Genomic DNA, 14,100 nt, shown 5'->3' with positions numbered 1-14,100 from the left:
GATGGAAGGACTGACAGCCCAGGCTGCGATCGTCGAGGCGCCCGGCGGCGAGTTCACGCTCACCGCGGTTACCATCGATCCACCGGGTCCAGAGCAGGTCCGGGTCGCGATCCACGCCTGCGGGGTCTGCCATACCGACATGGTGATGCGCGACGGCGGGTTGCCGATCCCCTTTCCGGTGGTGCTGGGCCATGAAGGCGCCGGGGTGGTCGAGGCGGTGGGTTCGGCGGTCGAGGGGATCGCGCCAGGCGATCATGTGCTGCTCAGCTTCCACAGTTGCGGCCGATGCGCGGCGTGCGACGATCATCAGCCCGGCTATTGCGACGAGTTCGTCCCGCGCAATTTTCTCGGCGCGCGGACGCCGGGCGAGGGCGATATCCGACGCGATGGCGCGGCGGTCGGAGGCAACATCTTCGGCCAATCGGCCTTTGCCACCTCGGCGCTCGCCCATGCCGACAATGTGGTGCCGATCGACCCCGCACTCCCGCTCGACCTGCTCGCGCCGCTCGGCTGCGGCATCCAGACGGGCGCGGGCACGGTGATGGAAACGCTGCGCCTGCAACCCGGCCAGTCGATAGCGGTGTTCGGTGCCGGCGCGGTCGGGCTGGCGGCAGTGATGGCCGCACGGATCCTCGGCGCGGGCAGAATCGCGGTGCTCGACCTCCATCCGGGGCGCCTCGATCTGGCGCGCGACCTCGGCGCGACGGAAACCGCCGATGCGATCGAGCGGCTGTCGGGCGCGTTCGACCATATCGTCGACACGACCGGCGTTCCGGCATTGGTGGAGCGAGCGGTCGATCTGCTCGCGCCGCGTGGCACGCTTGCGCTGGTTGGTGCCTATCCGCCCGGCGGGTCGATCTCGATCGATCCTTCCGCGATCATGGCTGTCGGCCGACGGGTCGTTGGGGTGGTCGAGGGCGGCATCGATCCGCGCCGCTTCATTCCGCGGCTCATCGATCATTATCGAGCCGGCGAATTGCCACTGGAAAAGATCGTCCGGACCTATTCCTTCGCCGAGATTGAGCGCGCCTTCGCCGCCTCCAGCGACGGATCGGTGGTCAAGCCGGTGCTGGTGATGCCGGTGGGCGAGGGGCAGGCCGAGTGAAGATAAACGGCTCGCCAGTTTCCAACGCCCATGTTTACGGACCGGTGTTGGTGCCGCGGCATCGGGAGCGGCTTCGCCACCAAAAAGCCGAATTGGCTAGCGGCACGAAAGCCAACACGGGCGCCAGCGCCGCCCTTTCTATTCCGACCAGATAAAGCGCGCGCCATCGCTATCGTCCGGCATCGGGCCGGGGCTGTCGGCTCGGATATTGCCGGTCTTCGGATCGATGCGGAGGAAGCGGTTGGTCGCCAACGACATCAGCACCAGTTCTCCAGTCGGCGTTTCAATCCATTGGAAGTTTTGCGCCTTGCCGGACTGGCCGGCCACGAGTGTCACCTCTCCATTCGCGCCGACGGTAACATAGCGTCGGCCCGATTGCAGGGCGATGCGGCCCAACTTGCGGTCGACGACCTCGAACCGCGTCGGGACTGCCGAAGCCAGGCCCGCAGCGCCGGCCGCGAGCCCGGTCGTCGCATGAAACGAGGTCAGCCGGATCGATCGGCCATAGGGAATGGGTCGCATCAGGCCGCGGGTATGCGGCTGATAGATTTGGATATTGTCGAAATCGGCGAACCCGCCTTCGGCGCCGGTCCTATTGTAGCTGAACAATCCGTAGCGAACGCCCTGGAAGGTGAAGGTCTGATAGACCAGCACGACCTGCTCACCGATCGGGGTAAAGGTGACGCCGTCGAACGAATAGCTGAAGCGCGCGCGTTCGGTGAGGAAATCGCAGTCGGCACGAAGCCAGATGCGCGTCCCCGTCATCTTCACCCGTACCGTCTTGTCGGAGCGCTGGTCATGGAGGACGATGTCGAGCCCGTCGGTACGTTTTTCGACGCCCAAAGTCGCATAGGGCAGATTGAGTAGCCCCAGGCCGGCCATGTCGCCAGGCTTCAGGTGCGACGCATCGAGCAGGACGGTCGGGGTCGACATCGGCCCGATCGCGCGCTGCGTCAGCGTATCGCGCGCGTCATAGAATGAGGTCGCCGGCAAGGCATGAAGCCGCAGGAAGCCGGGCCGTTCCGACAACGACCATTTGCCGTCGACCGGGACATGGTTCCACTGCCATATCGGCTGGAGCCGCGGCGCCGAGAAATCGTCGCTGCGGCGGTAGGGCACCCGCACGGGCTGCGGCGTGGCGGTCTTGGGCTTCACCCAGGTCCGCGGCGTACGCGTCAGATTACCCGGCAGCCCGAAATAGGGCCAGCCGTCCTTCCAGGTGACCGGCGACAGGTCGAGCAGGCGGCCGACAGAATTGAAATCCATCATCGAAAAACCCCACCATTCGCCCTCCGGCGTCTGGACGATGCCCCCCTGGTGCATCGCCAGGCCGTGACTGGCGGCGGCGCCGGGCGCCCAGAACTTGAACGGCGGTTTGGCCGTGGCCGTGCGCTGGCCCGCCGCCATGCCGAAGTCCTCGTGCAAGCTGATCGCTCGATCGACCTCATAGGGGCCCAGCACGCGATCCGCCCGCGCCGCCGGCATCCGAAAGCCGCCGGCATATTCGGCGCTGATGATGTAATATTTGCCGTCTATCTTGTAGAAATGCGCGCCTTCGCCCATCCCGGCATCGGCGGTGAACAGGGCGCGCTCGGTGCCTGGAACCACGTCGGTCAGGTCATCGGTAAGTTGGGCCAGGTGCATGTCCTGATGACCCCAGACGACATAGGCCTTGCCGTCGTCATCGAACAGGACGGACAAATCGTGAAAGCTGCGCTTCATCGGCGTGCGCGTCCACGGCCCCTTGGGATCGGTGGCCGTGAACATCTGGGTCGTCTGGCCGTTGACGTTCGAGAAGATGTAGAATTTGCCGTCATGGTAGCGGAAGCATGGCGCCCAGATACCCTGACCGTAGATATTCCGGCCATCCTCCAGCCGGTAGGCCGGGCCGAGGTCGAGCTTGTCCAAAGCATAGGCAACGAATTCCCAGTTGACCAAGTCCTTCGAGCGCAGGATCGGCAGGCCGGGCATGGCGTGCATGGTGGTGCCGGTCAGGTAGAACCAGTCGCCGACGCGGATCAGGTCCGGATCTGAAAACTCGTCATAGAATAATGGATTAGTGAACGTGCCGTCACCGTTATCCGGCGTCCAGGTCTCTGTCGACATGCCCTTGGACGTGCGCGCCACCGGACCGTCCCGATCCACGGCGGATGCGGGCGATGCTCCTGTAACCAGGGTAAAGGCCAGGCATGATGCCAGCCCGGATATGACGAGTCCGGACGATTTCGACCCAGGCCGCATTATGCCTCCCTCATTTTGTGCCCTGATACCACAAAGCTGGAATCTGATAACGCTACCAGAGATCGGCTATAATGTGCCTTGCGAACTGCCTATGCCCGGACGAGCCTATTGCATGCCTATCAAGTCATTGAAAGAAAATCGGATATATTAGAGCTCGGATCTAGGATCCGCTGATACCTCTAATGTTCCTGATTCGGGCTGGTGAGCCGGCGCTGCAGCCAGTTCGCAGTCGCCGTGTCCATTTCGCAGCCAGCATTTTCCGGCCCGAAACAATTCCCGGCGCGCTATTTTCGTTGACGTATAGCCCGCATGAACTCGGCGCCAGTGCGCAAGGGTTGTCGGCCAACGTGCCTGGGGATGAGGACATGAAATTTTGTGGGCGAGTGCACCGACGGGTGCCGCTGTCGGGGCTGGTTGCGCTCGGTCTGACTGCTTGCGGAGGCGGCGCCGCGGCCGGAAGCGGAACGGTGACACCCACCCCAGCGCCTGCGCCGGCTCCCACACCGATGCCGGCCGCCACGCCGACCCCAACACCAACCCCAGTGCTTGCGGCGGTCACCACGGCGGAGCTCGGCAAGGGCTGGAACATCGGCAATACGCTTGAGTCGTTAAACGACTACGGCAAGCCCCACACGACTTCGCAGGAGACCGTTTACGGCAATCCCGTGATAAACCAGAAATTGCTCAACGCAGTCGCGGCCGCCGGTTTCAAGAGTGTGCGCATTCCCGTCGAGTGGGCACAATATGCCGACAGCGCCGGGACCATCGCGCCGTTCTGGCTCGCCAGGGTCAAGGAAGTGGTCGATATGGCACGCAACGCCGGGCTGTACGTGATCATCAACCAGCATAAGAGCGATTGGTACACGCCGACGGCTGCGAACCAGGTTGCCGGCAACGCGGCGTACAAGAATTTGTGGACGCAAGTCGCGAACAATTTCAAAGATTACGACAACCATTTGCTGTTCGCCGGCACTAACGAAATCCACGTGGACTATGGCGTGCCGTCGCAGGAAAATTGCTCGGTTCAGGAGGGTTTCAACCAGGCGTTCGTCGACGCGGTGCGCGCGACCGGCGGGAACAATGCGTCACGAACTTTGGTCTTCCAGGGTTATAACACCGACATCACCAATACGATTACGGCGTGTGGAGCTCCCGTCCCAACCGACACCGTCAGCGGCAGGCTGATGATGGAGTTCCATTATTACGACTCATACAACTTCACGCTGAACGACAAGAGCGCCATCTGGCAGTGGGGATCGATCGCAACCGATCCCGCAGCAACCGAAGCATGGGACAACGAGGCGCATGTCGACGCCCAATTCGACAAGGCGAAGACCGCCTATGCCGACAAGGGCATTCCCGTCATCATCGGCGAATATTGTGCCATCTCAAAGACCGAATATGATCCGTCGCTGAAGTACAGGGACTATTGGACCAAATATGTCACCGGGTCCGCGATCCGGCATGGCTTCGCACCCTTTTACTGGGACACCGGCGCCTTCCCCAATCACACGTGCGGGCTGTTCGACCGCAACACCGGCGCCGACTTCAATCCATCGACGATCGCCGCGGTTTTCGCCGCGCCCTGAAGGTCCGGCCTCTCAAGATCGACGTCGCTCCGCGCGGAGGATCGTCAGTCGACGATCTTCTGACAATTTCTGGTGAGATCCGCAGCGTGAGCGGAATCTTCCATATCCTGGCCGAGTGCCAGCATCGACATGATGAAGGGATGCGAAGTGAACATCAAAGGCATAGCGCGGCTCATGTTAGGCATCTTGCTGGGTGCTGCCGCCTGCGGCAATTGCTGGGCTCAAAAGGCTGAAGGCCTGGCCAGCACCCCGCAAATGGGCTGGAACAGCTGGAACAAATTTGCCTGCGAAATCGACGAGCGCCTGATCCGCGAGACCGCCGATGCCATGGTAAAGTCCGGCATGAAGGACGCCGGCTACCAGTACGTGAACATTGACGATTGCTGGCAAGGCCAGCGCGACGCCGACGGCAACATTCAGCCCGACGCCAAGCGCTTCCCGTCCGGCATAAAGGCACTGGCGGACTATGTGCATGGCAAGGGACTCAAGCTGGGTATCTACTCGGACGCCGGCGCGACCACCTGCGGCGGCCGTCCCGGTAGCCGCGGCCACGAATATCAGGATGCGCGGACCTATGCGCGCTGGGGCATCGATTACGTCAAGTACGACTGGTGCAACACCCCAGGCATGAGCGCCGAAGCGGCCTACACCACGATGCGCGACGCGATCGCCCAGTCGGGCCGTCCGATGCTGTTCAGCTTGTGCGAATGGGGCATGAGCAAGCCGTGGGAGTGGGCCGGCCAGGTTGGCCATTCGTGGCGCACCACGCCCGATATCTATAATTGCTTCGACTGCGAATTCAGTCCCGGTCTTTCGACTGGTCTGGGCGTACTGCGCATCCTCGACAGGCAGGCCGGCCTGCGCAAGTTCGCAGGGCCCGGCCACTGGAACGATATGGACATGCTCGAAGTGGGCAACGGCATGAGCGAGGACGAAGACCGCGCCCATCTGTCGATCTGGGCCATGATGGCCTCGCCCCTCATCCTGGGCAACGACCTGCGTTCCATGTCCGAGTCGACCCGCCGCATCCTGACCAACCCCGGCGTGATCGCGGTGAGCCAGGACAAGCTGGGTGTGCAGGCGCTGCGCGTCATGGTCGACGGTCCGCTGGAAACCTATGCCAAGCCGCTCGACGGCGGCAAATGGGCGTTGATGTTCCTGAACCGCTCCAACCAGCCGACCAACGTTGACCATGACTGGAAGGCGGAAGTCCTGACCGACGGGCTGAGCAACCGGTCGGTCGATTTCAAGCAGGCCGTCTACCGCTGGTCCGACCTGTGGAGCACGAAGACGGGCGACACGAGCACCAAACTGCAAGCGCGGCTGGCGCCGCACAGCGTGCTGATGCTGCTCCTGACTGGCCCTGCGAAATCATAGGACACGCCCGGCCGCGCAGACGCTGATCGCTGGGCATCAACGCTAATGCCAGAAGGATTCGCATGATTACGCGCCTGTTTCCACGCACGACCCGTATCTCGCCGTCAGGCGAGCAGGCAAAGCGGCGCTTTTCGTCCCTGACCTGGGCTGCCCGCATCGCCCTGCTGCTGTGCATCGCCATGCCGGCAAGCGTAGCGCCTGCCGCCGATGCTCCGGTTCAGGTAACACTCGATGCGTCCAAGCCCGGCGCGGTGATTGACCGCAATATCTTCGGCCAGTTCGCCGAGCATCTAGGCAGCGGTATCTACGGCGGCATCTGGGTCGGCAGGGATTCCACGATCCCAAACACGCGCGGCATTCGCAACGATGTCGTAGCGGCCTTGAAGGCGCTCAAGGTCCCCAACGTCCGCTGGCCGGGCGGCTGCTTCGCCGATCAATATAACTGGCGCCGCGGAGTCGGCCCTGAGCGCAAGCCGGCCATCGGCGAGCCCAATAGTTTCGGCACCGACGAATTCATGGACTTCGCCCAGCAGATCGGAACCGAAGCCTATGTTTCGGTCAATCTCGGCTCTGGCACTGCGCAGGAAGCGGCCGAATGGCTGGAGTACATGACCGCGCCGACCGACGACGCCCTGGGTGCCGAGCGTGCCAAAAACGGTCACCCTGAGCCGTACAAGGTTGCCATCCTTGGCCTCGGCAACGAATCCTGGGACTGCGGCGGCCCCATGTCGCCGGACTTCTACATCAGCGAAATGAAGCGCTTTTCGCACTTCGTGCGCAATTACAACGCTGCCCAGCCGATGAAGCGCGTTGCCGTCGGACCGAGCGGTGCCGACCCCACCTATACCGACGCCGTCATGAAGGCCTGGAAGAGCCGTTCCTGGGCCTGGGATATCGAGGGCCTGTCGCTGCACTCCTACAGCGCGGGCGGCTGGCCGCCGCATATGGCGGACACCGGCTTTGGCGAGAAGGACTATGCCGTCCTGCTGAAAGACTCGATCGGCATGGAGGATACGCTCAAGACGCAGTCGGCGATCATGGATAAATATGATCCCGAAAAGAAGGTCGCCCTGGTGGTCGACGAATGGGGCTCGTGGCTGGCCCCGACGCCGGGGTCGAACCCGGGCAGCCTAGTGCAACAGAATACTCAGCGCGACGCCGTGCTGGCCGCCCTCAACATCAATATCTTCGCGCGCCACGCCGACCGCGTCCGCGTGGCCAATATCGCGCAGATGATCAACGTCCTGCAGGCCATGATCCTGACCGACAAGGGCAAGATGCTGCTGACGCCGACCTATCACGTCTTCCACATGTACGTGCCGTTCCAGGACGCGACCTTCGTGCCGCTGACCTTCGACGCCGGCACCTATATGACGAACGGGATCACCCTGCCGCGTGTCGACGTCATTGCGGCCAGGGACAAGGCCGGCAAAATATGGATCGCCGTCACCAATATCGACCCGAAGTCGCCCGCGACATTCGGCGTTTCGCTCGCCGGTGTGAAAGCCAAGAGGGCTTCGGGCCAAACCCTTTCGGCGCCGAAGGTCGACAGCGTCAACACCTTCGACGCACCCAATATCGTCGCCCCCAAGGCATTGGCGGCCAAGGTTGCGAGCGGCAAGCTGACCATCACTGTCGCGCCGGCATCGGTGACGGTGCTTGGTCTCGAATAATCGGAGCGCCCAGGAGCGGGCCAATACGCTTGCATCTTAACGGCCAGGCTCAAGCTTGAAAGATATTCATACTATGAACTTCAAAAAGAACATGCGGGGGATGAAGGCCCTGACATTCTGTCCAGCGAGCCTGGCGGCCATGGCCCTGCTGGCCGGATGTGCCGGGGCGTCTGCCGGTTCATCCTCTGCGCCGTCTCACGGAGCCTTTTACTGGAAATCAAGCGCACCGCTGATCGGGCCGCAGCCGGATCCATCCCAGACCGTTTACGCGGTAAAGGATCCGTCCGTCGTATTTGCGAACGGAAAATACCATGTCTTCATGACCACGGCCGGATCGAAGGGATGGGGCATCGCCTATACCAGCTTCGCCGATTGGTCGTCCGCATCGACGGCGCCGATATTCCCCCTCGAGAAATCGCCGATAGGCCCTGGGTACCGCGCGGCGCCGGAAGTGTTCTACTTTGCTCCGAAAAAGCTCTGGTACCTGATATTTCAGGGCGGCGATCCGATGTATTCCACCACGACCAACATCGACGACCCGATGTCATGGAGCGCTGCTCGCCCATTCTTTGCCACGGCGCCGGACATCACGAAGCCTCCGGCGGGGAAGGGGTGGCTAGATTTCTACATTCTCTGCAACGACACCAAGTGCTACCTCTTCAATACCGACGATAACGGCCACGTCATGCGGTCGGAGACAGGGATCGATCAATTCCCGAACGGCTTCCACAATACCGTCACCGTCATCACCGAGCCTCGAGAGGACGCGTTCGAGGCAAGCAGCCACTATCGGGTAAAAGGAACCAATACGTACCTCACCGTCGTCGAGGCAATCAGCCCGAAGGGGCGTTATTTCCGGATATGGAAAAGCGACGGTTTGGAAGGCACCTGGGTGCCGCTGGGTTCAGCCGCCAAAAATCCCTTCGCAACAGCCGACAACGTGGAAGGCATCTGGTCCGAGGGTGTTTCGCATGGCGAACTGATCCGGGACACGACGGATCAGACCCAGGTCATTGACCCCTGCAAGCCGCTTCGGTTCCTGTTCCAAGGTAACGACCCGTCGGTTCACCCCTCCGATTACATCCAGCTGCCATACCGGCTCGGCCTTCTGACAGCCAAGGGGGCAAATCCGATCACGGACATGTGCCACAAAAAGGACAGACCCTAATCGGGCGGGTAGAATTGCGGAGCTTCGCGGTGGTCGACGATCTCGTGCATCCCACCGTCGAGCCGCCCTTGGCTGGCCCAGGTCATGCCGTTAAGCCATTGAAAAGGTGGTGGACGCACTAGGGCTCGAACCTAGGACCCGCTGATTAAGAGTCAGCTGCTCTACCAACTGAGCTATGCGTCCATGCCGGTTTGCGGCTGCCGCTGTTAAGAGCGGCTCCCCGGACGGGGAGGGGGGCAATTACCATCGCAGGCGCGCTTTGCAACCCCTTTTTTGCGGCGCCGCAATTGGCGCCCGCCTGGCCGTTACCAGCGGGTCTGTTGTCGGTTCTGGCGGTCGAGCGACATCAGGATGCCGATGCATAACAGCACCGTCAGCTGCGACGATCCGCCGAAACTGATCAGCGGCAGCGGCACGCCGACCACGGGCGCCATGCCCATCACCATCGCCATGTTGATCGATACGTAGAAGAACAGGGTCGTCGCCAAACCTGCGGCGGTCAGCCGGGCGAAACGCCCTTCGGCCTTGAGCGCGACATTGACCGCCCACCAGATGATCGTGAACCAGGCGACGACCAACAGCACGCCGCCGACCAGCCCCCATTCCTCCATCATTGTCGCCAGCGCGAAATCGGTATGGCCCTCCGGCAAATAGTCGAGATGGCTCTGCGTTCCGTTCAGGAAGCCCTTGCCGAAAATCCCACCCGATCCGATCGCGATCTTCGACTGGCTGATATGATAGCCGGTGCCGAGCGGATCGCTCTCCGGATCCATGAAGATCAGGATGCGATTGCGCTGATAGTCGTGGAGCACGAAGTTGAACGCGATCGGCGCCAGGATCGCGCCCGCCAGCCCGCCGCCGATGAACAGGCGCAACGGAATGCCGGCCAGGAACATCACTGTGACACCGCCGGCGGTGATCATCAATGCGGTGCCGAGATCGGGCTGAAGCATGACCAGCGCGGCGGGAATGCCGATCAGCACCAAGGGCGGCCAGATCGCGCCGAACTTGCGGATCTCGGCAGGGGGTAGCATCTCGTAGAAGCGCGCGCAGGCGAGCACGATGAACGGCTTCATCAGCTCGGACGGCTGCAGGCGGATGATGCCGAGTTCCAGCCAGCGCTGGCCACCGCCGGCGACCTTGCCGAGGATCTCGACTCCCAGCAGCATCAGGATGATGACCGCGTAGATCGGCAGGCTGATCGAACTCCAGGTGCTTTCGCGTACCCGCGACAAGGCCATCGCGCCGCCGAGCAGGACAAAGAAGCGGACACCCTGCGATAGCGCCCAGGGGCGGATATGCCCGCCCGCCGCCGAATAGAGCACCAGCAGGTCGAAACAGCCGATCGCCAGGACCAGCAGGATGACCTTCCACGGCAATTGCGCGAGCGGCTCGGGCACGAAGCCGAGATTGGCGGAGGATCCCTTAGTCATTGGTCGCCTCGCGCGATCCTTCCTCGGCCGGCTGGGCGGTATTGGCGATCGCCGCCGCCGACGAATTGGCGGCGTCGGTCGCCGCCTCGACTGCCGGCGCGTCGGTCGGCGCCGCGGTGGCGTTGGTTTCGGTCTGCGCGCCCTGCACCAGCGAAATCTGACTCTTATACGCGGCGGTCTCGGCTGCCATCCGCGTGGCGATGTCGCCGCCCCAGGTCGGCTCGACCTCGGCTAGCGATTTCAGCGCGCGGTCGCGGTCGAGCAGATAGGTGATGATGTCGCGCCCGATTCCCGGCGTATCGAGATTGGTCACCGTATGGCCGCCATGTTCGAGCACCACGGCGGCGGCATATTTTGGGTTCTCGACCGGCGCGAAGCAGATAAACAAGGCGTGGTCGCGCATCTTGAACGGCAACGAGGCGTTCGAGCGGACGCCACCTGCGCGCTCGGCCATGGTGATACGCCGGACCTGGGCGGTGCCCGTCTTGGCGCCGAGCGAGGCGCCGGGAATGTTGAGCCGGGCACGGCCGCCCGTGCCGCCCTGATTGACCACGCCGTACATCGCGTCGCGGATATAGGCGAGGTGTTCCGGGTTGAGCGGCAGCGGGTTGGCGATCGGCGCATTGCCGCTCATCACGATGCGTGGTTGCAGCGACCGGCCCGACGCGATGCGCGACGCCATCACCGCGAGCTGAATCGGATTGGCGAGCACATAGCCCTGGCCGATCGACGCGTTGAGCGAATCGGCGACGGTCCAGTCGGCTTTGTATTTCTTGAGCTTCCACGCGCTGTCCGGGACGGTGCCATAGCGCTGGGTCGAAAAGGGCAGGTCGAACTTCTGACCGAGCCCCAGCGTCCGCGCGACCGGCGCCACCTGATCATAACCCAGCCGCCGCACCATCTCGTAGAAATAGATGTCGCAGCTTGCCATGATCGCTTGCTTAAGATTGAGCGGACCGTGCCCCGATTTCTTGTGGCAGTGGAAGATGCCGTTGCCGACCCGGAGTGCGCCGCTGCAGCTGATCCGGTCGTCCGGGCTGACACCGGCACGGAGCAACGCCAGCCCGTTCATCGGCTTGACCGTCGACCCCGGTGGGTAAAGCCCCTGGAGGATCTTGTTCATCAACGGCACGTGGTCGTTGTCCGACAACATCTTCCATTCGAGATGGCTGATGCCGTCGGAAAAGCTGTTGGGATCGTACGCCGGCATCGACACGAAGGCGAGCAGGTCGCCGCTGGTGATGTCGATGACTACCGCCGAGCCCGAATTGGTGCCGAGGCGGCGCGCGGCATATTCCTGCAACCCCGCATCGATCGTCAGCCGCTGGTTGTGACCGGGCACGTCCTGCCGCGTTGCCAGTTCACGGATCAGTTTGCCATGCGCCGTAACCTCGACGCGCTTGGCGCCGGGGACGCCCTGCAACTTCGATTCTAGCGCTTTTTCAAGGCCGTCTTTGCCGATCTTGAAACCAGGAGTGATGAACAGAGAATTCTTGGTCTGTTTGTATTGCTCGGCTGACGCCGCACCGACATAGCCGGTCAGGTGTGCGACCGCGGGCCCCGCCGGATAGCTCCGTGAATAGCCGCGGGTCGGCGCCACACCGGGCAGTTCCGGCAGGCGCACCTGGACCGCGGCAAACCGGTCCCAATCGAGATTTTCCGCGACCTGGACCGGCTGAAACCCGGCAGCGCGCTTGAGGTCGGTCTGGATACGTGCGACCTGTTCGGGGGGCAGCGACAATAATTGCTGGAGCAGTTTCAACACCTGATCGATCTGCTCTTTGGGCAGGCGATCGGGAATGATGTCGACGCGGAAATCGGTGCGGTTGTTGGCGATCGGATGGCCATAGCGATCGAGAATCCAGCCACGTCGCGGCGGGATCATCGACGAACTGACGCGGTTGCTTTCCGCTAGCACCTGATAGTGCTGGTTCTCGATCACCGCGAGCCAGGTCATGCGGCTGGCCAACGCGACCGCGACCGCACCCTGCGCCGCACCCAGCACGAGCGCGCGGCGCGAGAAGCTGTAGGATTGCTGGACCTCGTTGACCAGGCGCGTCGGGCGATTCACGCACGGCCCCGTTTGCGGTCGAGCCAGGCGACCAAACGAGCGACGAAGGGATAGAGCAGCACCGCGACGATCACCTGAAACAACAACAGGGTATCGACATGCGCCTCTATCCCGGTCGCAATCAAGCGTCCTCCGATCAACGCAAAGGCGATCGCGCCGGTCGCCAGCACCCAATCCTGCCAGAAATCGCGCGCCACCAACCGCTGGTCGAGCATATCGATGGCCAGAAACGCCATGCTCCACAGCATCACCGCGCTGCCCAATGGCTGGCCGCTGACCAGATCGTCGAACAGCCCGAACGGAATCGGCGCCCAGACACGCAAGGCCTCGGGACGCATCAGCCGCCAGCCGAGCAGAATCATCAGGCCGAACGGCGGCAGCACGGGAAAGGTCGCGATGAACGGAATCACGGTGACCAGCGACCCCACCATCACCGAACTGACGGGAATCAGCCATCGGCCAGTGGGCGAGGTCTGGGGAGCGAACGCGCTCGGCGGCCGACTCACGGACGCGTATCCTGCGCCGGCGGCTGCGGCGGCAAATAGGTCTTCATCACCGTGGCGAAATCGAGTGCGTCGGGGCGCGCCAGCGGCATCGCCAACGCGCTGTCGCGGCCGCGCTCGGTGACCTTGGCGACCGGTACGTTGGGCGGGAAGATGCCCCCGGTTCCCGACGTCACCAGGATGTCGCCCGGGGCGAACTGGCCGGTCGTCATCGCGATCGGCCGCACTTCGAGCAAGCCGTCGCCGCGCCCGGCGGCGAAGCCCGGCGCACCGTCTTTCAGGCGCCGCACCGGGATCACACTTTCCGGATCGATGATCATCAGCACCCGTGCGGTATCCGGACCCGCCTCGATCACCCGACCGACCAGACCATCGGGTCCGCGTACCGGCATGCCGGCATGCACGCCCTGGGCAATGCCGGCATAGATCAGGGCATAACGCCGCGTGCTCGACGCCGACGAGCTCACCAACCGCGCATTGATGATGTCCTCGATTGCCGGCTCACGCATGTTGAGCAGCTTCTTGAGGCGGATATTCTCATAGGCGATCGCGCGCGCCTTGAGCAGAACCTGCTCCTGGCGCTGGACCTGCTCCTTCAGCCGCGCATTCTCGCCATGCACGCCGAAATAGCTGCCGATCCAGCCGGGGATCGATCCGATCCCGCGCACGACCGAGCCGACGCCCCAGCTGACCGGCGCGGTGACTTCCGCCGTCCCGGCGCGTAACGCCGAGAAAGCGGGTGGGTCGAGCTTGGAGATCAGCAGCAGAACGGCGCCCACGAGCACGCCCGCGATCGCGATCACGTAGCCGATGAACAGACTATATTGCGCCCGCCGCGAATAACCCGGGCGCCGGTTGCGTGGCGACGCCATTCACTTCCCTCGCACCCCGAAGCCCCGGGATTCTTTCGCTCTCAGGCTTGGATCAGGCCCGAGACTCA

Annotated in this window: 10 protein-coding genes and 1 tRNA gene; 5 read left to right on the top strand and 6 right to left on the bottom strand. The window is 63.1% G+C overall.

The features are described 5' to 3' along the window. The first annotated feature begins 1 nt into the window (after position 1). Positions 2-1,105 carry an NAD(P)-dependent alcohol dehydrogenase gene (locus AC1DRD_RS08130; RefSeq protein WP_478040984.1) on the top strand — a complete coding sequence of 368 codons (1,104 nt, stop codon included), beginning with the start codon at positions 2-4 and terminating at the stop codon, positions 1,103-1,105. 138 nt (positions 1,106-1,243) lie between these two features. Here the strand turns inward: AC1DRD_RS08130 and AC1DRD_RS08125 are convergent, their stop codons facing one another. Beyond that, positions 1,244-3,232 carry a family 43 glycosylhydrolase gene (locus AC1DRD_RS08125; RefSeq protein ID WP_478040983.1) on the bottom strand — a complete coding sequence of 663 codons (1,989 nt, stop codon included), beginning with the start codon at positions 3,230-3,232 and terminating at the stop codon, positions 1,244-1,246. Positions 3,233-3,528: 296 nt separating this feature from the next. Between AC1DRD_RS08125 and AC1DRD_RS08120 the strand changes: the two genes are divergently transcribed. The 4 genes from AC1DRD_RS08120 (at position 3,529) to AC1DRD_RS08105 (ending at position 9,153) form a co-directional block, all read left to right on the top strand. Further along, positions 3,529-4,935: a glycoside hydrolase family 5 protein gene (locus AC1DRD_RS08120; protein WP_478040982.1), complete on the top strand. Its 1,407-nt coding sequence runs from the start codon at positions 3,529-3,531 to the stop codon at positions 4,933-4,935. 147 nt (positions 4,936-5,082) lie between these two features. Beyond that, a complete protein-coding gene (locus AC1DRD_RS08115) occupies positions 5,083-6,312 on the top strand; it encodes a glycoside hydrolase family 27 protein (protein ID WP_478040981.1) in 1,230 nt (409 codons plus the stop codon). Between the two features lie 179 nt (positions 6,313-6,491). Further along, on the top strand, positions 6,492-7,985 hold the full coding sequence (locus tag AC1DRD_RS08110) for an alpha-N-arabinofuranosidase (RefSeq protein WP_478041211.1): 1,494 nt from the start codon (positions 6,492-6,494) through the stop codon (positions 7,983-7,985). 73 nt (positions 7,986-8,058) lie between these two features. Beyond that, on the top strand, positions 8,059-9,153 hold the full coding sequence (locus AC1DRD_RS08105; protein ID WP_478040980.1) for a glycoside hydrolase family 62 protein: 1,095 nt from the start codon (positions 8,059-8,061) through the stop codon (positions 9,151-9,153). Between the two features lie 107 nt (positions 9,154-9,260). On the opposite strand, the gene AC1DRD_RS08100 is transcribed toward AC1DRD_RS08105, so the two are convergent. The 5 genes from AC1DRD_RS08100 to AC1DRD_RS08080 all read right to left on the bottom strand — a co-directional run bounded on the left by AC1DRD_RS08100 (position 9,261) and on the right by AC1DRD_RS08080 (position 14,032). Next, positions 9,261-9,336, bottom strand: a tRNA-Lys gene (locus tag AC1DRD_RS08100). A 122-nt stretch (positions 9,337-9,458) separates the two neighbouring features. Further along, positions 9,459-10,586, bottom strand: a complete 1,128-nt coding sequence (gene rodA / locus AC1DRD_RS08095) for a rod shape-determining protein RodA (protein ID WP_478030249.1) — start codon at positions 10,584-10,586, stop codon at positions 9,459-9,461. Then, a complete protein-coding gene (gene mrdA / locus AC1DRD_RS08090; RefSeq protein WP_478040979.1) occupies positions 10,579-12,657 on the bottom strand; it encodes a penicillin-binding protein 2 in 2,079 nt (692 codons plus the stop codon). Before mrdA ends, rodA begins: the two co-directional genes overlap by 8 nt. Further along, entirely contained in the window at positions 12,654-13,163 is a 510-nt protein-coding gene (gene mreD, locus AC1DRD_RS08085; RefSeq protein ID WP_478040978.1) for a rod shape-determining protein MreD, read from the bottom strand. The genes mrdA and mreD overlap by 4 nt, the downstream gene beginning before the upstream one ends. Continuing rightward, on the bottom strand, positions 13,160-14,032 hold the full coding sequence (locus AC1DRD_RS08080) for a rod shape-determining protein MreC (RefSeq protein ID WP_478040977.1): 873 nt from the start codon (positions 14,030-14,032) through the stop codon (positions 13,160-13,162). The genes mreD and AC1DRD_RS08080 overlap by 4 nt, the downstream gene beginning before the upstream one ends. Between the last annotated feature and the right edge of the window lie 68 nt (positions 14,033-14,100).

This window comes from Sphingomonas sp. P4_G2 (assembly GCF_056401155.1).
The sequence above is the reverse complement of the archived record's forward strand: the minus strand, read 5'-3'. Positions and strand labels throughout refer to the sequence as shown.